Origin of the sequence: Mycobacterium gastri, from assembly GCF_002102175.1 — a bacterium.
In the GTDB taxonomy this organism is placed as follows: Bacteria; Actinomycetota; Actinomycetes; order Mycobacteriales; family Mycobacteriaceae; genus Mycobacterium; species Mycobacterium gastri.
Window position 1 is genome coordinate 41,890 of record NZ_LQOX01000147.1, and the last position, 22,484, is coordinate 64,373.

13 protein-coding genes are annotated in these 22,484 nt (G+C 67.1%); 2 read left to right on the forward strand and 11 right to left on the reverse strand.

Going from position 1 to position 22,484, the window contains the following annotated elements:
• Positions 1-51: 51 nt before the first annotated feature.
• From AWC07_RS24060 to glf, 11 genes are all read right to left on the reverse strand, one after another.
• Positions 52-1,605, reverse strand: coding sequence for an acyl-CoA carboxylase subunit beta (locus AWC07_RS24060; RefSeq protein ID WP_036411165.1), 1,554 nt, complete (start codon positions 1,603-1,605; stop codon positions 52-54).
• Complete coding sequence (gene pks13, locus AWC07_RS24065; protein WP_085105261.1) at positions 1,602-6,875, reverse strand: polyketide synthase Pks13; 5,274 nt, start codon at positions 6,873-6,875, stop codon at positions 1,602-1,604. Before pks13 ends, AWC07_RS24060 begins: the two co-directional genes overlap by 4 nt.
• Positions 6,876-6,898: 23 nt before the next feature.
• A complete protein-coding gene (gene fadD32 / locus AWC07_RS24070; RefSeq protein ID WP_036412626.1) occupies positions 6,899-8,788 on the reverse strand; it encodes a long-chain-fatty-acid--AMP ligase FadD32 in 1,890 nt (629 codons plus the stop codon).
• Positions 8,789-9,134: 346 nt separating this feature from the next.
• Positions 9,135-10,151 (reverse strand): carboxylesterase Culp6, encoded by a 1,017-nt coding sequence (culp6, locus tag AWC07_RS24075; protein WP_036412624.1) that lies wholly within the window; start codon positions 10,149-10,151, stop codon positions 9,135-9,137.
• Between the two features lie 232 nt (positions 10,152-10,383).
• Positions 10,384-11,289, reverse strand: coding sequence for an esterase family protein (locus tag AWC07_RS24080; RefSeq protein ID WP_036412629.1), 906 nt, complete (start codon positions 11,287-11,289; stop codon positions 10,384-10,386).
• 206 nt (positions 11,290-11,495) lie between these two features.
• A complete protein-coding gene (gene ag85A, locus AWC07_RS24085) occupies positions 11,496-12,518 on the reverse strand; it encodes a diacylglycerol acyltransferase/mycolyltransferase Ag85A (RefSeq protein WP_036412623.1) in 1,023 nt (340 codons plus the stop codon).
• Between the two features lie 382 nt (positions 12,519-12,900).
• On the reverse strand, positions 12,901-14,892 hold the full coding sequence (aftB, locus tag AWC07_RS24090; RefSeq protein WP_036412621.1) for a terminal beta-(1->2)-arabinofuranosyltransferase: 1,992 nt from the start codon (positions 14,890-14,892) through the stop codon (positions 12,901-12,903).
• Positions 14,867-15,775, reverse strand: a complete 909-nt coding sequence (locus tag AWC07_RS24095) for a decaprenyl-phosphate phosphoribosyltransferase (RefSeq protein ID WP_036412620.1) — start codon at positions 15,773-15,775, stop codon at positions 14,867-14,869. The genes aftB and AWC07_RS24095 overlap by 26 nt, the downstream gene beginning before the upstream one ends.
• On the reverse strand, positions 15,772-16,329 hold the full coding sequence (locus AWC07_RS24100; RefSeq protein ID WP_051507957.1) for a phosphatase PAP2 family protein: 558 nt from the start codon (positions 16,327-16,329) through the stop codon (positions 15,772-15,774). The genes AWC07_RS24095 and AWC07_RS24100 overlap by 4 nt, the downstream gene beginning before the upstream one ends.
• The gene (locus AWC07_RS24105) at positions 16,322-18,232 is read right to left on the reverse strand and encodes a glycosyltransferase (protein ID WP_036412619.1); all 1,911 of its coding nucleotides are present in this window, start codon (positions 18,230-18,232) and stop codon (positions 16,322-16,324) included. The genes AWC07_RS24100 and AWC07_RS24105 overlap by 8 nt, the downstream gene beginning before the upstream one ends.
• Complete coding sequence (gene glf, locus AWC07_RS24110; RefSeq protein WP_036412618.1) at positions 18,229-19,422, reverse strand: UDP-galactopyranose mutase; 1,194 nt, start codon at positions 19,420-19,422, stop codon at positions 18,229-18,231. The genes AWC07_RS24105 and glf overlap by 4 nt, the downstream gene beginning before the upstream one ends.
• A gap of 265 nt (positions 19,423-19,687) precedes the next feature.
• Here glf and AWC07_RS24115 point away from each other — a divergent pair, with 265 nt between their 5' ends.
• Positions 19,688-20,650: an exported repetitive protein gene (locus AWC07_RS24115; protein WP_036413356.1), complete on the forward strand. Its 963-nt coding sequence runs from the start codon at positions 19,688-19,690 to the stop codon at positions 20,648-20,650.
• 176 nt (positions 20,651-20,826) lie between these two features.
• Positions 20,827-22,467 carry an LGFP repeat-containing protein gene (locus AWC07_RS24120; protein WP_244187688.1) on the forward strand — a complete coding sequence of 547 codons (1,641 nt, stop codon included), beginning with the start codon at positions 20,827-20,829 and terminating at the stop codon, positions 22,465-22,467.
• Positions 22,468-22,484 lie beyond the last annotated feature (17 nt).

Genomic DNA, 22,484 nt, shown 5'->3' on the forward strand with positions numbered 1-22,484 from the left:
CTCATTCGGCGTGTCGCGTCGCCCTATTCACAGTCGGCGACTTGGGTGCCACTAGACCGGGATCAGCCCGTGCTTGCGGCCCAAGCGTTGCCATTGCTGCTTGTCCCGCAGTATGTGCATCGACCGGCGCAGTAGCAACCGGGTTTCGTGCGGATCGATGACCGCGTCGATGAACCCACGCTCGGCGGCGATCCAGGGGATCGCCATGTTGAGGTTGTAACCCTCGATAAAAGACTTTCGAATTGCCTGCGCTTCCGGCGCAGTGGGGTCCGGGAAGCGTTTCATCAGCAGCTGCGCGGCCCCCTCGGCGCCGATCACCGCGATGCGCGCGGTGGGCCAGGCGAAATTGAAATCGGCGGTCAGCTGCCGGGAACCCATCACCGCGTACGCGCCGCCGTAGGACTTGCGGACCGTGATCGTCACCTTCGGCACGTCGGCCTCGACCACGGAGTACAGGAACCGGCCGCCGCGCTTGATGATGCCCCGCTTCTCCTCCTCAGCCCCCGGCAGAAACCCGGGGGTGTCCACCACGAACACCAGCGGGATCTGGAACGAATCACAGAACCTGATGAACCGCGCCGCCTTGTCGGAAGCCTCATTGTCGATGGCCCCGGACATGTGCATGGGCTGGTTGGCGATCACGCCCACCGGGCGCCCGTCGACCCGGGCGTACCCGGTGATGATGGCCGGCCCGTGCTGCGCGGCGACGTCCAGGAAGTCGCCGTCGTCGAAGATGCGCAGCAGGATCTCGTGCATGTCGTAGGCCGCATTGTCGGAGTCCGGCACGATCGAGTCCAGCTCCAGGTCGGTCGGGGTGATCTCCGGTTCCAGTCCGGGATTGATGACCGGCGGCTTGCCGAAGCAGTTGGACGGCAGGAACGACAGGAAGTCGCGCACGTACTGGAACGCCTCGGCTTCGGAATTCACCACGTGGTGGATGTTGCCGTAGCGGGCCTGCGCGTCGGAGCCGCCGAGTTCGTCGAGGGTGACGTCCTCGCCGGTGACCTCACGGATCACGTCGGGTCCGGTGACGAAGAAGTAGCCTTGGTCACGCACCGAGACGAGCAGGTCGTCCTGGATCGGCGAATAGACGGCTCCGCCGGCGCATTTGCCGAAGATGAGGGAGATCTGCGGCACCACCCCGGACAGCGCTTCGTGACGTTGGCCCAGCTCGGCATACCACGCCAATGACGTGACGGCGTCCTGGATGCGGGCTCCGCCGGAGTCCTGGATGCCGACGATCGGACAGCCGACCATCGCGCACCACTCCATCAGCCGGGCCACCTTGCGGCCGAACATCTCCCCGACGGTGCCGCCGAACACCGTCTGGTCGTGGGAGAACACCCCGACCGGGCGGCCGTTGATGAGCCCGTGCCCGGTCACCACCCCGTCGCCGTAGAGCGCGTTGGGGTCGCCCGGAGTGCGGCACAACGCCCCGATTTCGAAGAAGGTGCCCGGGTCCACCAGCTCGTAGACGCGGGCGCGGGCACTCGGGATGCCCTTCTTGTCGCGCTTGGCGGCAGCCTTCTCACCGCCGGGCTCCTTGGCCAGCTCCAGCTTTTCGCGTAGTTCGGCCAGCAGCTCGGCGGTGGTCTTGGTGCTCACTGAGGGGCCCTCTGTTCAGCCTCGATGTTGTCTAACGCGCGGCTCATGTGCTCGCCCACCTTGGCGATGATCGGCTCGTCGATGGCCTGGATGTGCTCACCACCGATCGGCACGACCTCGAGGTCGGAGACGTATTCGCCCCAACCGCCGTCCGGCTGGCGAACGGCATATCGCGGCTCGAACATGATCGCGTCGTCATGGTATCGGTCGGCCATGTAGAGGGTGACGTGCCCGTCGTACGGCTGGATCCGCGCGGTGTCGATCGCCCGGTTGTCCAGGTACGACGTGCGCTGGTGCTCGATGATCCCGGCCGGGATCTGCACACCGGACTCCCGGACGGCGTCGAGCACGAACCGGATCTGGCCCTCGTCGTCGAGTTCCTCGAGCTGCTCGTAGGGGATCGCCGGGATGGTGACGTTGAACGTCTTCTCGGCGAAGCGGGCGTAGCGGTCCCAGCGCTTGCGGATCTCCTCTTTGGTCTGCGGGATCTCCTCGCCGGCCCGCACGGCATCGATCAGTCCCACGAACCGGACGTCCTTGCCCAGCCGCTTGAGCCCGATCGCGCACGCGTAGGCCAGCACTCCGCCCAGCGACCAGCCGACCAGGATGTAGGGCCCGTCGCCCTGCATCTCGATCAGCTTCGGAACATATTGTGCGGCACGCTCTTCGATCGACCCCTCGACCCGTTCGAAGCCGTACATCGGGGTGTCGGCCGGCAGCCGGTTGAGCAGTGGCTCGTAGACCACGGTCGACCCGCCGGCCGGGTGGAACACGAACACCGGCGGCTTGGTGCTGCCCGGCGGCCGGGCCCGCAGCGTGCGCACGAACCCGTCGATCTGCCCGGCCTCCAGGTAGCCACGCACCTTGTCGGCCAGCGCCTCGATGGTTTCCGACGTCAGCACGTCCTCGGCGGTGATCGGGCCTTCGGCGCGCTCGGAGAGCCGTTGCGCCATCTTGGCCGCCTTCTCGTCGTCGAGCTTGGGCAGCGGGTTGAAGATGCCGCCCGGCGACTTGCCGGTGACGATCGCCCAGGTGGCGAAGGTGACCCGCTCGGCAGCATCGCGCGGCGGCACGTCGGAGTTGAGCGCCTTGGCGACCGCCTCCTGGTTCAGCGCTTCGGCGGCGGCCACCAGGTTGGGCTGCCCGTTACCGGTAGGGCCGGAGGGGTCCGTCGGCGGCGGCGGGATCGGGACTTCCGATGCCGGCGCCTCCGCTGTTTCAGCGGTCTTGCCCGGCCCGCCATGCAACATTTCGGCCTGCGCTCGGGCGATCTCCTCGGCGGTCTGCGTCTTCTGGTACTCGCTGAGCTGCTCGACCTCGTCGCGGTGCTCGACCGCGTACTCGATCAGCTTCTCGACGTTGTAGAGGTTGGCGTCGCGCACCGCGGTCAACTGAATCGGCGGCAGGTCGAAGTCGTACTCGACGCGGTTCTTGATCCGCACCGCCATCAGCGAGTCGAGCCCGAGCTCGATCAGCGGCACTTCCCACGGCAGGTCCTCGGGCTCGTAACCCATGGCCGACCCGACGATCATGCCGAGCCGATCGGCGATCGTCTCGCCGGAATCCGGTGACCATCTGCCCATGTCACTCGGCAGGTAGCGGTTGGTCAGGCTGTCGGTCAGCGTGTCGGCCTCCGCCTCGACAGGTGCTTCAGGCACCACCGGCGCCGCAGCAGTGATCGTCGCGCCCGCCCCAACCTGGACCGGCAACACCGCTTCGGAACCGGCCCGGGCCACCAGGGCGTCGTAGACCAGCGTGAACGATTCGTCGATGCGGGCGTGCACCTGGACGGAGGCGCCGCCGGGATGCCGGGTCATGGTGGTTACCAGCCGGGCACCCTCGGCGGGCACCGCGCGCTGCTCGGCGGCTGTCAGCTGTGCGTCCGAAAGCACTTGGGCCGCAGCGGCTCTCACCAAAGCCGCGAGGTCCGGCTGGCCGTCGCGCGGGGCGTACTCCCACACGTGGCGGCCATCCGGCAGCGCGACATGGTTACCCGGCATGATCACCGAGGCGTCGCCGGAGAAGTGCGCGTCGAGCCAGTGTTCTTTGCGCTTGAAGCGGGTCGGCGGAATGTTCGCAAAATCGTCGGGGCCCTTGGCACGGCTGAACAGCGTCCGGATGTCCAGGTCGTGGCCGTACACGTACAGCTGGGCCATGGTCGAGATCATCGATTCGACCTCGTCCTGCTTGCGGGCCAGCGTCGGGATCAGCTGGGCGTCATGCAGACCGGCGGCGGCCGTGGTCAGGCCCACCTGCATCAGCGCCACCGGATTGGGCGCCAGCTCCAGGAAGGTGGTGTGCCCACTGTCGACCGCGTTGCGGATCCCGTGGGTGAAGTAGACGCTGTGCCGCAGCCCCTTCTTCCAGTAATCGACGTCGTGGATGGGCTCGCTGCCGGGCTTGATGTAGCTGCCCTCGTGCACCGTCGAGTAGATCCCGCAGGTGGGGCTCATCGCCTTGATGCCCTGCAGCTCGGCGGACAGCTCGCCGAGCAGCGGATCCATCTGCTGGGTGTGGCTGGCGCCCTTGGTCTGGAATTTGCGGGCGAACTTGCCCTCGGATTCCGCGCGGGCGATGATCGCATCCACCTGCTCGGGCGGGCCGCCGATCACGGTCTGGGTGGGTGCGGCGTAGACGCACACCTCAAGATCAGGAAAGTCGGGGAAGACAGTTTCGATCTCGTCGGCGGAGTACTCCACCAGCGCCATCAACCGGATGTATTCGCCGAACAGCATCGCCTCGCCCTCGCCCATCAGGTGCGAGCGCGAGCAGATGGTGCGGGTGGCGTCGCGCAACGACAGGCCCCCGGCGAAATACGCCGACGCCGCCTCGCCCAGCGACTGGCCCACCACCGCGGCCGGCTTGGCGCCGTGGTGCTTGAGCAGCTCACCGAGGGCGATCTGGATCGCGAAGATGGTGACCTGGGTGGTCTCGATGCCGTAGTCCTGCGAGTCGTCGAGGATCAGCTCGAGCACCGAATACCCCAGCTCGTCCTGCACCAGCGCGTCGACCTTTTCGATCCACTCGGCGAACACCGGGTTGCGCAGATACAGGCTCTTGCCCATCTTGCGGTGCTGGGCGCCGAACCCGGCCAGCACCCACACCGGGCCGTTGGTCACCGGCCCGTCGACGCTGAACACGTACGGCGTCTGCTTGCCCGCGGCGATCGCGCGCAGGCCGTTGATGGCTTCCTCGTGGTCGTGGGCCAGCACCACCGCGCGGGAGCGACCGTGATTGCGCCGCGACAATGCCCGGCCGATCGACTCCAGCGAGGAGGCCTGGCCTTCGGCGCTTTCCATCCAGTCGGCCAGCTCGGCGGCTGCGGCCTTCTTGCGTGAGGTCAGAAACGCCGACACCGCAAGCGGGATGAGCGGCGGCTGAGGTTCCTCCGCGGCGAGCTCTTCCAGAGCGATTTCCTTGAGCCGCAGTGCTTCTTCGGTGACGCCCGGAAGTTCGGGCTCTCGTTCTTCGGCTCCGCTAAATCCCGTCGGTGTGTCGGTGATGATGTTGCCGAAGTCGTCGAACCGTAGCGAGTGGCCTTCCAGCGCGGGCGCCTCGGACGGGGCCGCCTCGGCGGGCGCCGCTGGCGCGGGTTCGGATTCACGCGCCTCTTTCTCCACCACATCGCGCGGCAAGACCTCACGCACCACCACGTGCGCATTGGCGCCGCCGAAGCCAAAGCTTGACACCCCCGCCACGGCGTCCCCGCCGTACCGCGGCCAGTCGGTCACCGTGTCGATCACCTTCAGCCGCATCGCGTCGAAGTCGATATAGGGGCTGGGCCCGGCGAAGTTGATCGACGGCGGCAGCTTGTCGTGCTGCAGAGCCAGCACCACCTTGGCCATGCTGGCCGCACCGGCCGCCGACTCCAGGTGTCCGACATTGGTTTTCACCGCGCCGAGCAGCGCCGGCCGTTCGGCGGGACGACCCTTGCCGACGACACGGCCCAGCGCCTCGGCCTCGATCGGGTCACCGAGGATGGTTCCGGTGCCGTGCGCCTCGATGTAGTCGACGGTGCGCGGATCGATGCCGGCGTCCTTGTAGGCCCGCCGCAGCACGTCGGCCTGGGCGTCCTGGTTGGGCGCGATCAAGCCATTGGATCGGCCGTCGTGGTTGACCGCGCTGCCGGCGATCACGGCCAGGATCTGGTCGCCGTCGCGGCGCGCGTCGTCGACCCGCTTGAGCACCACCATGCCGCCGCCTTCGGAGCGGGTGTAGCCGTCGGCGTCGGCGGAGAACGACTTGATCCGGCCGTCGGGGGCCAGCACCTGTCCGATCTCGTCGAAACCCAGCGTTACCACGGGGGTGATCAGGGCATTGACACCACCGGCCACCGCGATGTCGCATTCGCCGTTGCGCAGCGCCTGCACCGCCTGATGGGTGGCCACCAGCGAGCTCGAGCATGCGGTGTCGACCGCGACCGAAGGGCCGCGGAAGTCGTAAAAGTACGACACCCGGTTGGCGATGATCGAGGTGGCGGTACCGGTGATCGCGTATGGGTGCGCGACCGTCGGATCTGACACGGCCAGGAAGCTGTAGTCGTTGTTGGAGACACCGACGTACACGCCGACCGCCCCGCCGCGCAGGCTCGACGCCGGAATGCGGGCATGTTCGAGCGCCTCCCAGGTCAGCTCCAGCGCCATCCGCTGCTGCGGGTCGATGTTGTCGGCCTCGGTCTTGGCCACCGCGAAGAACTCCGAGTCGAAGCCCTTGATGTCCTTCAGGTAGCCACCACGGGTGCGCGCCGCCTTGACCCGCTCGGCCAGCCGCGGCTCTTCCAAGAACTCCGTCCAGCGGCCCTCGGGCAGGTCGGTGATGGCGTCGCGGCCTTCCAGCAGCGCCTGCCACGTTTCGTCGGGGGTGTTCATGTCGCCGGGCAGCCGGGTGGACAGGCCCACGATCGCGATGTCGACCCGCTCGGCGGGACCGTTGCGGGTCCAGTCGGTGACGTCGACGCCGTCATCAGCGGTTTCGGGTTCGCCTTCGACGATCCGGGTGGCCAGCGACTCGATGGTCGGATGCTGGAAGGCCACCGCGACCGACAGCGTGACGCCGGTCAGGTCTTCGATGTCGGCGGCCATCGCCACGGCATCGCGCGACGACAAGCCCAACTCCACCATCGGCACCGACTCGTCGATCGAGTCGGGGGACTTGCCGACCGCCTTACCCACCCAGTTGCGCAGCCACTGACGCATCTCGGGGACCGTTAAGTCCGACTTGTGGTCGGGCAAGTTCGCTTCGGGGTTCTGAGGGTCGTCGATGTCAGCCATGGGTACCTTTGTGGTTTTGGGGCTCAGGATTCGGTGGCAAACGCCGTCGGGGAACCGACGCCGCTGCGCAGGCTGCCGTCGAGGTAGGCAGCCCGGCACGCGCGCCGTCCGATCTTGCCGCTGGAGGTCCGGGGAATCGTGCCGGCCGACACCAACAGCAGGTCCCGCACGGTCACCGCATGTCCGACGGCGATGGCGGCACGGATGTCGTCGGCGATCGGCTGGTATTCCAGCTTGTGCGTACCGGCAGCGCGTTCGGCGACGATCACCAGCTGCTCGGAGGTGTCCTCGGGGTCGAACTTCAGCCCGGCATGCGGATCGTCGAATACCTGCTGCGGCAGCTGGTTGGCGGGCACCGAGAAGGCGGCCACGTAGCCGACCCGCAAGGCCTTGTTCGACTCCTGCGCGGTGTACTCCAGGTCCTGCGGGTAGTGGTTGCGGCCGTCGATGATGACCAGGTCCTTGATCCGGCCCGCTATATAGAGGTGTCCCTTGAAGTAGGTGCCGTAGTCGCCGGTGCGCACCCACAGTCCGTCGTCGGGGGCTCCCTCGGCGTGCGACTCGCTGATCCGCGACTTCAGGATGTTGCGGAATATCTGAGCGGATTCTTCTTCCTTGCCCCAGTAGCCGATGCCCAGGTTGTTGCCGTGCAGCCAGATTTCGCCGATTTGCCCGTCCGGCACCTCACTGGCGGCGTCTGGGTCGACGATGACCGCCCACTCGTCGACGCCGACCTTGCCGGCCGAGACCTGCGCGACGGCGTTCGGCGCGTCGGCGGGCACCTCGACGAAACGCTGCTTGTTCAGCTCGTCGCGGTCCACGTGGATAACGGTCGGCGGCTCGTTGGGCGCGGTAGTCGAGACGAACAGCGTCGCCTCGGCCAGACCGTAGGACGGCTTGACCGCAGTCTCGGGCAGACCGTACGGCGCAAAGGCTTCGAAGAATTTGCGCATCGACGCCGGCGACACCGGTTCACTGCCGTTGAGGATGCCCTTGACGTTGCTCAGGTCCAATGGTGGGTCGTCGTCGCGGGGCAAACCGCGCACCGCCGCATGCTCGAAGGCGAAGTTCGGCGCGGCGGAGAATGTTCCCCCGGTTTCGCCGGGCTTACGAGCGAGTTCGCGAATCCAGCGGCCGGGCCGGCGCACGAACGCGGCCGGGGTCATGAAGGTGAAGCTGTGGCCCAGCACCGACGTCAGCAGCACGGTGATCAGGCCCATGTCGTGGAAGAACGGCAGCCAACTGACACCGCGGTCGCCTTCTTGCCCTTCCAGGGCATGGAGCACCTGCAGCACGTTGGTGGGCAGGTTCAGATGGGTGATCTGCACGCCGGTCGGGGTGCGGGTCGATCCGGAGGTGTACTGCAGGTAGGCCGTCGTCGACTCGTTGGCGTCGGGCTCCTGCCAGGTTGCGGCGACCTCCGTGGGAACCGCATCGACGGCGATTACCCGGGGCCGCTCCTTGGCCGAGCGGCTGCGGATGAACTTGCGCACACCCTCGGCTGAGTCGCTGGTGGTCAGAATGGTCGACGGGGTGCAGTCGTCGAGCACCGCGTGCAACCGGCCGACGTGGCCCGGCTCGGCCGGGTCGAACAACGGCACCGCGATCCGGCCGGAGTACAGCGCCCCAAAGAAGGAGATCAGGTAGTCCAGGTTCTGTGGGCACAGGATGGCGATCCGATCGCCGGGCTGGGTGACCTGTTGCAGGCGGGCGCCGACCGCGCGGTTGCGCGCGCTGAACTCCGACCACAAGATGTCACGCTCGATGCCGTCCCGTTCGGTGGAGAAGTCCAGGAACCGGTAGGCCAGCTTGTCGCCACGCACCCGCGCCCACTTCTCGACGTGACGCACCAGATTGCTGTTTTCCGGAAACCGGATTCTTCCATTCACGATGAACGGGTTGTGGTACGCCATGCCGCCCTCTCCTGTCACAACACTGCTTGGTCGGCTCCGCCGACGGGGTTTACATCTTGGTCGGCTCCGCCGACGAGTTACTTCCGTGCTCGATCCGGGCCTCTGAGCGGCGCGAACACTCGCGGGCGCGCCGATCGTTGCCAGTTACGACCCAACCGGGTCATCCACATGCTCTTAAATTTCTCTTAATATGTTAAGGGGCGCGAGGCGACAGACCAAATCACAAGGTACCGCTGTTCGCGTAACGATCGGGGCACTAAAGCGTGTCCCGGTGTCTCGATCTGCAAGCACGCGCGTGCTGCGGCGCCTGGCCCCGCCCACGGCGTTCGGGCCACGCGTCCCCAGCTCACCCGTGTTTGGGATGCGGCGCCTTGTCGATGAGATCACGTGTCCAGTTCAACGCCCATAGCGTCGCCGGCTGCCCGTCGGAGTTCCAAAATTCAGGGGTGGCGTACATCGCGTGGACCGGCTGGCCGGCGCCGCCGGCCAATGTGTTGAGGGTGGTCGGCAGGTTAGCGGGACTGAACGCCTCCCGTGGGGCGGCGCAGATGAGATCGCCCTCGGCGCAGATCTCGTTGGTGCGGCTGTCCAGCGCCCCGAAACCGCCCGGCCGGGCACCCGTCATCGTCAGGCCGAGCCCGGACAGCACCGGCACCTCATGCAGGGTCACCTCAGCGCCCTCACCAGGGGGGCTGGGCGGGATGTCGTTTCCCACCCCCGGCTGGCGACGGCCATCGGCGATCAGCGTCACGCCCAGCACCAGGTCGTCGTCGACCGGACCGCGGCCGTTGCCGATATCGCTGGCCACGTCGCCGGCAATCACCGCCCCCTGCGAGAAACCGACCACCACATAGCTGGTCAAGGGGCACTTGTTGGTCATGTCCGTCATGGCCTGCACCATCGCGCGAGTGCCCTCCGCCCGGCTTTCGTTGTAGGACATCTGACCGTCGGAACTGAGCGGATTGTGGAACTGCGCGGTGTAGGGAACCGTGTACGTCTGCACCCGCGGTCCGGGGAACTGCTGGGAGATGGGCCCGGTCACATTGAGTAGCAACGCCTTCGGGAACTGCACCGGGTTAAGCGGGTTGTCCTGCGGCGACGACTCCCAGGTGCCGGGTACCGAGATCAACTGCACGTCCGGGCAGGACGCATCCTGGTAGGCGGGCCGGGGCTTGCGTGGATGGGAGGTGGTGGGACCCGGGGTCAGTACCCCGGGCGGTACTGCGCTGGGCGGTGCTTCCTGGCGGCGCAGCATTACCACACCGGCAACGATGACCAGCGCGACGACCGACGCCAGGGCACCGGCCGCAACCCAGGCGAGGATTCGTTGGCGGCGTCTTCTGCGCCGGGAGTTGGTAGCCATGTTCTCCTGCTAGCAGCGTCGGTAAGTCTGAGTACAGCGTGCGGTCGGCGGCGGTGTCGCGCATGCTCACCGCCCGAGCCGCCCGAAGTCACCCACACCGCGTAGAAACACGGTGGCGCCGCCCCGCTGCCGCACCCCATACACGGTACCGGCTGGTGAGGAAGTTCCGTCCCGGACGATGTCCGCGCCGCGCGGGTCCGGGTCCGACTAGGTGGGCCCGCCCGTCGGCTCGCTAGCGGATCGCGCCGACGATATCGCCGGACATGGCGCCCAGCTGTGCCGACCACGAGCCCCAGCCGTTGTCGCCGCCGCCCGGGAAGTCGAAGTGGCCGTTGTGCCCGCCGACGTTGCGATACTGCTGGTAGAACGACCTACTGTCACCCATCGCCGCACCGGCTTGACCGATCATGGCGGCAGGATCACTGGCACCCAGGTTGGTGGGACTCCATACCCACACCCGGGTGTTGTTCTGCGCCAGCAGAGCGACATGCACGCACGGGTCGTGCCACTTCCACCGGCCCAACTGTGGGGCACCCCACATGCCGTTGCCGTCCACACCGCCGAACTCCTGCAGACCGGCGAGGATCGCGCCGTTGGTGGTGGTGCTCGACGGGTACAGGAACCCGGAGAGCGATCCGGCGAAGCCGAATCGGTCCGGGTGGAACGCGGCCAGCGCCATCGCGCCATAGCCGCCCTGAGATGCGCCGACGGCGGCATGTCCGCCGGGTGCCAGGCCCTTGTTGGCCGCCAGCCAATCGGGAAGCTCACTGGACAGGAAGGTTTCCCACTGCTTGCTGCCGTCCTGTTCCCAGTTGGTGTACATGCTGTAGGCACCGCCGGCCGGGGCGACCACCGAGATTCCCTTGCCGGCCAGGGTGTTCATCGCGTTACCCGCGGTAACCCAGTTGCTGACATCCGGGCCGGCGTCGAAGGGGTCCAGCAGGTATACCGCGTGCGGGCCGCCGCCCAGGAACGCGACCGGGATGTCGCGGCCCATGGCGCCCGACGGCACCATCAGGGTCTCGTACGGGGCGGCTTTGGCCGCGCCCGACGATCCTGCGGCCGCCATGACACCGCCCAGCGCGATCGACAGCACCGCAACGCAGAGCAGTCGCAGCAACACCGACAGACCCCTCATATCCACCTCCATCGTGTATCGCTGCGTGCTCACAGCGCCCGACCGTGCGGCGGGTTCGAGGCAAGCCCCGGCCCGCAAGGTAGCTAACCACACCGCACACAACGGGATAAAGGGGAGATAACGCGGAAATAACCAACGGCGGCGACCCCGGAGGGTCGCCGCCGTCGAATGCGGGTTATCGGACGCCGTCGCGGCGCCCAGGGCGTCTAGGTGCCCTGCGTGGTGCCGGTGCCGCCGCCGCCAGGTGTCGCGCCCAGCGTGTGCTGCAGGTCCGGCTTCATGGCGTTGAGCTGCGCGCCCCAGTACTCCCAGCTGTGCGTACCGTTGTCATCGAAGTTCCACACGGCGTTGTGCCCACCGGCCGCGTTGTAGGCGGTCTGGAACTTCAAGTTGCTGGTCCGCACGAAGCCCTCGAGGAACTTGGCGGGCAGGTTGTCGCCGCCCAGGTCGGACGGCTTGCCGTTGCCGCAGTACACCCAGATGCGGGTGTTGTTGGCGACGAGCTTGCCCACCTGCAGCGTCGGGTCGTTGCGCTGCCACGCCGGGTCATCCTTGGGACCCCACATGTCGGAGGCCTTGTAGCCACCGGCGTCGCCCATGGCCAGACCGATCAGCGACGGCCCCATCGCCTGCGACGGGTCCAGCAGCGCCGACAGCGATCCGGCGTAGACGAACTGCGCCGGGTGGTACGCGGCCAGGATCAACGCCGACGAGCCGGCCATCGACAGACCCACAGCAGCGCTGCCGGTCGGCTTGACCTGCCGGTTGGCCGACAGGTACTGCGGCAACTCGCTGGTCAGGAAGGTCTCCCACTTGTAGGTGGTGCAGCCGGCCTTACCGCAGGCCGGGTTGTACCAGTCCGAGTAGAAGCTGGACTGCCCGCCGACCGGCATGACCACCGAGAGGCCCGACTGGTAGTACCACTCGAACGCCGGGGTGTTGATGTCCCAGCCGCTGAAGTCCTCCTGGGCGCGCATGCCGTCCAGCAGGTACACCGCGGGCGAGTTCGCCCCACCGCTTTGGAACTGGACCTTGATGTCGCGGCCCATGGCCGCCGAGGGCACCTGCAGGTATTCCACCGGCAGGCCCGGCCGCGAGAACGCACTCGCGGTCGCCGAACCGCCGACAACACCGACCAGACCCGACAGCAGGGCCGCGCCAACGGCTCCCACCATGAGTCGGCGCGGCATACCCGTCACGGCGCCACGAAACCTGTCAACAAGCTTCATCCTTGCTTCCTCATCCTCAATCTTTTAGGCGCATCCGGTGGATAGGGCGCATCCTCAACTACGTCAGACTGCGCGCTCGGCGTCGCAGTGCCCGTGTAGTCAACCACAACTTGGGGTCGGTTCTCTCATCGAGCACCGCGCCGAAAGCGTTACCGGGCGCCGATTTCGGGTGATTTTCGCGCCGGATGCGGCGGCCAGAGATCTCGTTTCCGCATGTGCCCGGGGTTCGGTGGTCGCTGGTGACGGCTCAAATGTGATGTTGCTGTCAGTCTCGCCTCAAACCGTGGGAAGCGCGTCACGGACGCCCGCTCGCAATTGGGCCGAAATTCTTCGCGGCAAGGCCCCCGCGGCCCGGCATTCGGGCCGGATCGCTGGCCCCGAATCACTCCCGAGCCGGGGCCGGCGGCACGTCGGGCACCTCGAGCCCGCACCTGATGAGTTCGTTGAACGGCACCCGGTCAATCCGGTACCGGGTGAACTCGAAGGAGTGCACCACGTTGGACACAAAACGGCGCACGGTCAACGGCGCGCGCACCGAATTCAGCACCGCCTGAGTCGCAGGGCACCGCAGGGCCGCCTCCGCCTGCACGACCCAGGCCGGGTCGAGGTAACCCGGAACACCGGGATACCACTTCACCCACGGACCGTCGGCGATCACCCAGTCGGGGAACAGGTTCTTGTCGTGGCCGATCCGGCCATGCTTCAACCGCTCGGTATGTTGGGCCAGCGGGTTTGCCAGCCCGATTTGGTCGAGCACTCTGACGTCGAGACCCACGTTCATGCCCAGCATCCCCAAATTGGTGAAAAACACCGCGTGTTGCGGCTTTTGGGTGGCCGGGATGCCGGGAGCCGTTCCCGGCGGGATCATCGGCACCAGGTCCCACTGGTTGTAGTTGCCCGACGGCAGCAGCAGGGCGCCTTCCGGGGTGTTGTCGAGCGCGGTCAGCACGGCGGCCATCCGCGGGTAGTCGAGATAGTCGGCGGCGGTCAGCGGATGGGCGTGTCCGGTGGCCTGCGCGTAGAAGCGGCGCTCGTCGACGATGCCCGTATAGGTGACGTGCGTGGCGTCGTCGCCCATCCCCGGCGAGTTCGCTGCCCACAGCGACCAGCCCGCCACACCCAGCCACAGGATGCTGACCACACCGGCAAGCCAGTAACCAGTCTCCTTGGCGAAGTCCTTGCCATCGGGCAGTAACACGGGAATCACCGCCACCGGGGCCAGCATGCAGAAGAGCGGCGCCAGCAGCACCCGGCCGTGCATGAAATCGCCGCCTTGCCGGATCCAGTACAGCGCCTGCAGCAGGCCGCTGCCAACCATGAAGGCCACCACCGCCGCCGGGCTCTGCACCGCCCGGGCCACCCGCCCGTAGTCGGGCGCCACCACCGGACGCAGGAACGACGGCCTGCGACGAGCCAGCATCAGAACCAGGCCAAGCGGCACCAACAGCACGATCGGCACCCACAGGGCGTAGGGCCGGTTGAAATTCGAGAGATAGATCATGCCCTGCGACCACTTGTCGCCGGCGGCGTCCTTGGCCAGCGCGGTGCCGGGCACCAGTAACGCGTAGTAGCCCATCCGGAAGATCTGATAGGCGACCGGCAGCAAGCCGCCGGCCAGCACGATCAGCACCCGGCGGCGCCAGGTCCGCGCCGCGACCAGCATCATGATCAAGGCCAGGCCGCCCATCAGCGCCAGCTCGGGCCGGACCAACACGCTGCATCCCGCGACGAAAGCCAGCGCACCGATGAACACCCGACCGTGGGGACGGACCCGCAGCGGCTGCGCCCAGCACACCATCATCCACCACAGCAGCCCGAGATAGCTCAGCACCAGCCCGCTTTCCAGCCCTGACGTGGCGAAGTCTCGCGCCGGCGGCACCGCGATGTAGACCAGCGCGCCGGCCGGCAACATGATCGCGCGGCGCCCGCGCAGGCTGGGGGCATACAAGCGGCCGGTGCCGAGCATCAGCAGCGCCACCCCCAGCAACGACAGCACCAGGGCCACGGCCAGCGCCACATATTCCAGCCGCATCGGCCCGCCCACCCAGCTGGCCATGTAGAGCAAATACGTCCACACCGTCGAGGTGTTGGCCTCCACCCGCTCGCCCATGTTGAACACCGGCCCGTTGCCGGCCAGCAGGTTGCGCACCGTGCGCAACACGATCAGCCCGTCATCGGCGATCCAGCGCCGTTGCCACGCGCCCCAGCCGAACAGCACGCAGACCACCGCAACGTTGACCCACAGACTGATCCGGACCACCGGCTCATAGGGAAAAACCGGCCACCTGACCCGCCGGACCGCGGCCCTGCGGGCCAGCGCGCTGGCCCGCAGGGCCTTGAATCTCGAACTAGCCGAAGGCAACGGCGGCCCCAACTGTTCCTATCCACGCCAGCGCCAGCAACTGCAACACCCGGTCGCGCAGTGCGATGTCTTCGGGCTCCCCGGCCAGCCCCCCGTCGACGTCGACTGCGTAACGCAGGATCGCGATGGTGAACGGGACCATCGACACCGCATACCACGAACCCGAGTACCGGTCGCGTTCGAACGCCCACAACCCGTAGGACACCACCACGGCAGTGGCCGAGAGCGTCCAGACGAATCGAAGATAGGTGCTGGTATAGCTCTCCAGCGACTTGCGGATCGCCGCGCCGGTGCGCTCGGCCAGCTGCAGCTCGGCGTAGCGCTTGCCGGCCACCATGAACAGCGACCCGAACGCCGCGGTCAGCAAGAACCACTGCGACAGCGGAATGTCGGCGGCAGCGCCACCGGCGATGGCGCGGATCAAATACGCCGACGACACGATGCAGATATCGATCACCGCTTGGTGCTTGAGGCCGTAGCAGTACCCCAGCTGCATGGCCAGGTAGACGGCCATCACCACGGCCAGGCTGGGGGTCAGCCGCCAGGCAATGGTCAGCGAGGCCACCCCCAGCACCGCGGCCACTGTGTAGGCCAGCCATTCGGGCACCACCCCGGCGGCGATCGGGCGGAAGCGCTTGGTGGGGTGCTCGCGATCAGCCTCCACATCGCGCACGTCGTTGATCAGGTAGATCGCCGAAGCGGCCAGGCTGAACACCACGAACGCCACTGAAACCTTGGTCAGTACCTCGGCGTAGTCGTATCGGACCCCGCGGCCCGCCGCGGCCAGCGGCGCGGCCAGCACCAGGACGTTTTTCACCCACTGCCGCGGGCGCATCGCCTTGACCACGCCGACAACCAGGTTGGCCGGCGGTCCGGTCACCACGTCTTCACTCATATCGACACACCCCTCTGCAGGCTGACGTCGAGTCGCACTGCAACGGCCGCGACGGCGGCGCCGAGCGCCACACCGGCGGCGACGTCGCTGGGGTAATGCACCCCCAGCAGGATCCGGGAAAGGGCCATCGGTGGCACCAGCACTGCCGCGCCCAGCCCGATCGGCAGGCCTGCGGCCCTGCTCATCAGGATGGCCGCAGCCGTGGTGGAGGTCGCGTGCGCCGACGGGAAGCTCAGCTGACTGGGCGTGCCTACGTTGACCGCGACCGCCGGATGATGAGGCCGTTTGCGCCGGACCACCCGTTTGACCAATATCGCCGCCGCGTGGGCGGCGACGGCGCCGGCCCCGGCGACCAGCCAATCCCGGCGCCGCCGTGGGGAAAGGACCGCCGCTATCGCCGACACGGCCACCCAGCCGATGCTGTGTTCGCCGAAGTAGGAAAGCCCCTGCGCCACCGTCAGCGATTCCGGGCGGTCGGCCAGCGCCGACTGAACAGCCACTATCGCAGCGGTTTCGCCGTGCGCCGGCACCCCCAACGGGTGGGCTTCAGGCATGTCGGTGCTCTTGGTTTTCCGCCGTGAAGAGCACCGTCTCCCACTTCTGCTTGCTGGACAGCACGGGCAACGCGGCGCGGTAGACCCTGCGCATCTCGTCGAAGCGGCGGAGCAGCTGGCGCTGGCGGCGCAGCGACTGCCACAGCAGCGCGAACATCTTGGTCCGATCGCGCTGACGGTAGACCACTCCGCAGCCGTCGGCCGTCGTGACGGTGACCCCGTCGACCGTGCACAACCGGAACCAGCGGGCGTCCTGGGTCGGCACGTTGTACTCGGGGCGCTCATGGTGGGCCGGGTCGGCGGTCGCGAGATTGTGCACGATCCCCCGGGCGAGCCGGTAACCGATGGTGACCGGGTTCACCGGCGGCTTCATCACCTTGTTCTTGTGCAAGGGCGGCGGCAGCTCGCTGGCGGCGGGCAGCACGACCGCATCGGGATAGGCCTTGCGGATGCGGTGTATTTCCGGCAGCGCCGATTCCAGGATGGAGAAGATGTGCTCGGGGCCGGCCAGGAAGTCGTCAATGGCCTTGTTCTGGATAGCCACCGTCGAATATTCCAGGCAGGCAAGGTGTTTCAGCGTCGCTTTGAGATGGCTGCGGACCAGGCCGGTGACGTCACCGTTCCAGTGCATCGCCGCCACCACCAGCCGGTTGCGCAGGTGGAAGTAGGCCTGCCAGTCGATCGCGTCGTCTTTGTCGCTCCAGGCCATGTGCCAGATGGCGGCGCCGGGCAGCGTGACGGTGGGGTAGCCGTGTTCGGCCGCGCGCAGACCGTAGTCGGCATCGTCCCATTTGATGAACAACGGCAGCGGCTGGCCCAGCTCCTCGGCCACCTGCCGCGGGATCATGCACGTCCACCAGCCGTTGTAATCGACGTCGATGCGCCGGTGCAGCAGCTTGCTCAGTTCCTCTTTGTCGTTGAGCGGGTACTCGGCGAAGTCGTGGTCGTACTCGGCGTGCGGCGCGGCGGTCCACATGAAGTTCGAGCGGTTGACGACTTCGCCCATGATGTGCAGGTGCGACGGCTCCTGCAGGTTGAGCATCTGCCCGCCGACCAGCATTGGGCTCTTGGCGAAACGGTGCATGGCCAGCACCCGCAGAATCGAGTCCGGCTCGATGCGGATGTCGTCGTCCATGAACAGGATCTGTTGGCAGTCGGTGTTTTTCAGCGCCTCGTACATCACCCGGCTATAGCCGCCCGAGCCGCCCAGGTTGGGTTGGTCGTGGATGGACAGCCGGTTGCCCAGTCGAGCCGCCGCGGCCGGAAAGTCTGGGTGGTCGCGGACTTTGCGGGTGCCTTGGTCGGGCACAATCACCGCACCGATCACCTGGTCCACCAGTGGGTCGGCGGTGAGTTCGGCCAGCGCGTTGGCGCAATCCGCGGGGCGGTTGAAGGTAGGGATGCCGACGGCGACGTTGGCGGTGCCCGGGGCGGGGATGGGCGCGTACCAGCCACCATTGAGCAGGGTGACCGCGGTGTCGGTGGTGATGTCGAACCAGATCCAGCCACCGTCCTCGAATGGCTGCAGGCTCACCTCGACCTCGACGATTTGCGGCTGCCCCGGCGGGCAGTCCTGAGCGCCGACGAACTGACGGCCCTCGACGAAGATCCGCGCACCGGTGGCTTTGGTTCGGTAGACGTCGAGGCGCCCAGCGCCGGTCAGCTCGACGCGCAGCACCACCGACGTGCAGATCGACCAGCGTCGCCAGTAGCTGGCCGGGAACGCGTTGAAATATGCGGCGAACGACACCTCCGACTCGGCGCCGATCTGCAGCGAGGTGCGGCTGGTCGCATGAGCGCGCCGCGAGTTGGTAATCGACTCCTCGAGGTACAGCTTGCGCACGTCGAGCGGTTCGCCCGGTCGCGGCAGGATGATCCGGGACAGCAGGCTTTCGGCGGTCATGCGGAGATTTCCTCTATTAGGGGCACACCGTCGCGCAGGTGGGGCGCAAGGACGTTCTCGTACATGCTCAAAGCGCTGGCAATGGCCATATGCATATCCAGATATTGATAGGTGCCCAAGCGGCCGCCGAACAGGACCTTCGCTGACGCTGTCTCGGACTTCGCCCTGGTCCGGTAGGCGGCCAACAGGGCGCGGTCGGCCTCGGTGTTGATCGGATAGTAGGGCTCGTCGTCGTCTTCGGCGAACCGCGAGTATTCGCGCATGATCACCGTCTGGTCCGTCGGGTAATCGCGCTCGGGGTGGAAGTGGCGGAATTCATGAATGCGGGTGTAGGGCACGTCGAGGTCGTTGTAGTTCATCACCGCGGTGCCTTGGAAGTCTCCGACCGGCAGCACTTCCACCTCGAAGTCCAGGGTGCGCCAACCCAGCCGGCCTTCGGCGTATTCGAAGTAGCGGTCAAGCGGGCCGGTGTACACGACGGGCGCGTCCGGGCTGTCGGCGCGCAGTTGGTCGCGGACGTCGAACCAGTCGGTGTCCAGCCTGACCTCGATGCGGTCGTCGGTGGCCATGTTCTGCAGCCACGCCGTGTAACCGTCGACCGGCAGACCCTCATAGGTGTCGCTGAAGTACCGGTTGTCGAAGGTGTAGCGCACCGGCAGCCGATTGATGACGGCAGCCGGCAACTCAGCGGGGTCGGTCTGCCATTGCTTGGCGGTGTAACCCTTGACGAAAGCCTCGTAAAGCGGTCGCCCGATCAGCGAGATGGCCTTCTCCTCGAGGTTTTGGGCGTCGGCGGTGTGGATTTCGGAAGCCTGCTCGGCGATCAGCTGGCGCGCTTCTGTCGGCGTGAAGTATCTGCCGAAGAACTGCGACACCAGGCCCAGGCCCATAGGGAACTGGTAGGCCTGCCCGTTGTGCATCGCGAACACCCGGTGCCGGTAGTCGGTGAAGCCGGTGAACTGGCACACGTAGTCCCACACCTTCTTATTGGAGGTATGGAACAGGTGCGCGCCGTACTTGTGGACTTCGATCCCGGTCTGCGGCTCCGGTTCGGAATAGGCGTTGCCGCCGATATGCGGGCGCCGCTCGACAACGAGGACCCGCTTGCCGAGTTCGGTAGCCACGCGCTCGGCGATCGTCAGGCCGAAGAATCCGGAACCGACGACGAAGAGGTCGAAACGTGCGGTCATCGGTTGCCTAGGTTATCCGACCCCGCCGCCAAAACCCGACTTGGCGGCTCGCCCGAGTGAGGGTTCTCGCAGGTTTTGGGTGAGTCCGCAGCTTCTCATGTCCGTCACCGACCCAACATCGCACCTTTGGTGCGATTGCCTCACGATTCGATATAGCCACACTAGTCACACAAACCTCACTCGTACCATCGACCTTGTGGGTTTCCTTCCGTCGACGACGGCGAGGGAGCCGACGCGATAAATAGTCCAGATTGAGGAGACTTCCGTGCCGAATCGACGCCGACGCAAGCTCTCGACCACCATGAGCGCAGTCGCGGCCCTGGCAGTTGCGAGTCCTTGTGCATACTTTCTCGTTTACGAAGCGACCGCGGGAAGCAAACCGCCCGAGCACCACGAGTTTGTCCGGGCGGCAAGCGTGGCCGATTTGCCCGGTGAGCTGATGTCGGCCCTGTCGCAGGGGCTTTCGCAGTTCGGTATCAACCTGCCGCCGGTGCCAAGCCTGACCGGCAGCAGTGCCGCCGGCACCGGCCTGACCAGTCCGGGCCTGACCAGCCCGGGTCTCACCAGCCCGGGGCTGACCAGCCCGGGACTGACCAGTCCTGGACTGACCAGCCCGGGTCTCACCAGTCCGGGACTGACCAGCCCGGGACTGACCAGTCCGACGGGTTTGACGCCGTCGACGCCGGGATCACTGGCCCTGCCGGGTACCACCTTGACGCCGCCGACACCGGGGACAGCGGTGAATCCCGCGCTGACCAGCCCCACCGGAGCGACGCCGGGCCTGACCAGCCCGACGGGGCTGGACCCGGCACTTGGCGCCGGCGCCAACGAGATTCCCATCACGACACCGGCCGGCCTGGACCCGGGGGCCGACGGCACCTACCCGATCCTGGGAGACCCGTCATTGGGCTACGGGCCAGGCACCGGCTACGGGCCGGCCACCAGCCCGATCGGCACCGGCACCGGTGGCGCAGGAAGCAGCGGCGGCGGCGGGCTCCTCAACGACGTGATGCAGGCGGCCAATCAGCTGGGCGCCGGGCAGGCCATCGACCTGCTGAAGGGCGTGCTGATGCCGTCCATCATGCAGGCCATCCAGAACGGCGGCGCGGCGGCACCGGCTGCTGGCGCACCTGCCGTCGGTGCACCCGCCGTGGTTCCGCCCGCGGTGCCGGCGGCCGCCGCGCCGGTGGTGGCACCGCCGGCAGTGCCGACGACGCCGATCGCCTGAGGCCGCGCAGCCTCGAGGCAGCGTCGAGAAGAACGTCGGGACCTGTCACCTGACGGCACCGCAGAGTCGCCCCGGACGGGCTGCACGTCATCACTCTGCGGTGTCGTCGACAGGTTTTCCCGATAAGTACCGTGTCGTCTCATTAGAAACATTAGACACACAAGTAACATTAGTTGGTGGCGTCTCGCAGCCGTGTCCCGACCATGCTGGTCACCGCTGTCGCCGCCACGGTGGTCATCGTCTCGTGGGTGCTGAACCGTCCTCCTCACAGCACCCATGAGCGACTGCCCGCGCAGGACACCCAGCTCGTCGAGAAGCCGCTGATCGGCCTCGGCGGCGGTGTCACGGTACGCGAACTCACTCAGGAGACGCCGTTTTCGTTGGTCGCATTGACCGGTCACCTGGCCGGCACCTCGACGCGGGTGCGGGCCAAACGCCCGGACGGGTCATGGGGGCCTTGGTACCAAGCCGAGTATGAAACCGCGGCACCCGACACACCGGGCACAGACCCTGGTGGGGGGCCGCGCAGCACCGATCCGGTGTTCGTCGGCACCACGACGACCGTCCAGGTCGCAGTCACCCGCCCGGCCGATGCGCCGGTGACCCGGCCGCCGGTGGCTGCCGAGACGAACCCGGACGGCCTCGGCTATCGCCCAGCCACCAAGGAGCAACCGTTCGGGCAGAACATCTCCGCGATCCTCATCTCGCCACCGCAGACGCCGGCCCGAACACAGTGGACACCACCGACCGGGGTCACGATGCCCGGCCAAGCGCCGCCCATCATCAGCCGTGCGGAATGGGGAGCCGACGAGTCGCTGCGCTGCGGTAGCCCGCAATACGACCGGGCCGTTCGCGCCGCGGTGATCCACCACACCGCCGGCAGCAACGACTATTCGCCCCTGGAATCCGCCGGGATCGTCAAGGCGATTTACACGTATCACAGCAAGACACTGGGCTGGTGCGACATCGCCTACAACGCGCTGGTCGACAAGTACGGCCAGGTGTTCGAGGGCAGCGCCGGGGGCCTCACCAAAGCGGTCGAGGCGTTCCACACCGGCGGATTCAACCGCGACACCTGGGGTGTGGCGATGATCGGCAACTTCGACGACGTCGCGCCGACACCGCTGCAACTCCGCGCCGTCGGGCGACTGCTCGGCTGGCGGCTGGGCATGGACGACGTCGACCCCAAGGGCACTGTGGAACTGGAGTCGGCCGGCAGCTCCTACACCACCTTTCCGGCTGGTGCGATCGCGCGGTTGCCGGCCATCTTCACCCACCGCGACGTCGGCAACACCGACTGCCCGGGCAATGCCGGTTATGCCCTGATGGACGAAATCCGGGACATCGCCGCACATTTCAACGATCCCCCCGAGGAGTTGCTCAAGGCGCTCGAGGGCGGCGCGATCTACGAGCGCTGGCAGGCGCTGGGCGGGATGAACAGCGTGCTGGGCGCGCCGACCTCGCCGGAGGCCGAGGCAGCGGGCGCGGCACGCTATGCGACCTTCGCCAAGGGAGCGATGTACTGGTCGCCCGACACCGGCGCGCAGCCGGTCACCGGTGCGATTTATGACGCCTGGGCTTCGCTGAGCTACGAACGCGGGCCGCTCGGCCTGCCGACCAGCGCCGAGATCCAAGAACCGCTGCGGATCACCCAGAACTTCCAGCACGGCGTGTTGAACTTCGAACGGCTCACCGGCAACGTCAGCGAGGTCGTCGACGGAATCACGACGCCGCTGTCTCCCGTGTCCGCGCAACCCCCGAGCGGCCCCGCGGTCCCTCCCGAACACTTCTCGCTGCCAACGCATCCAGCGAACTGAGGTCGGGTTAGTCTTGC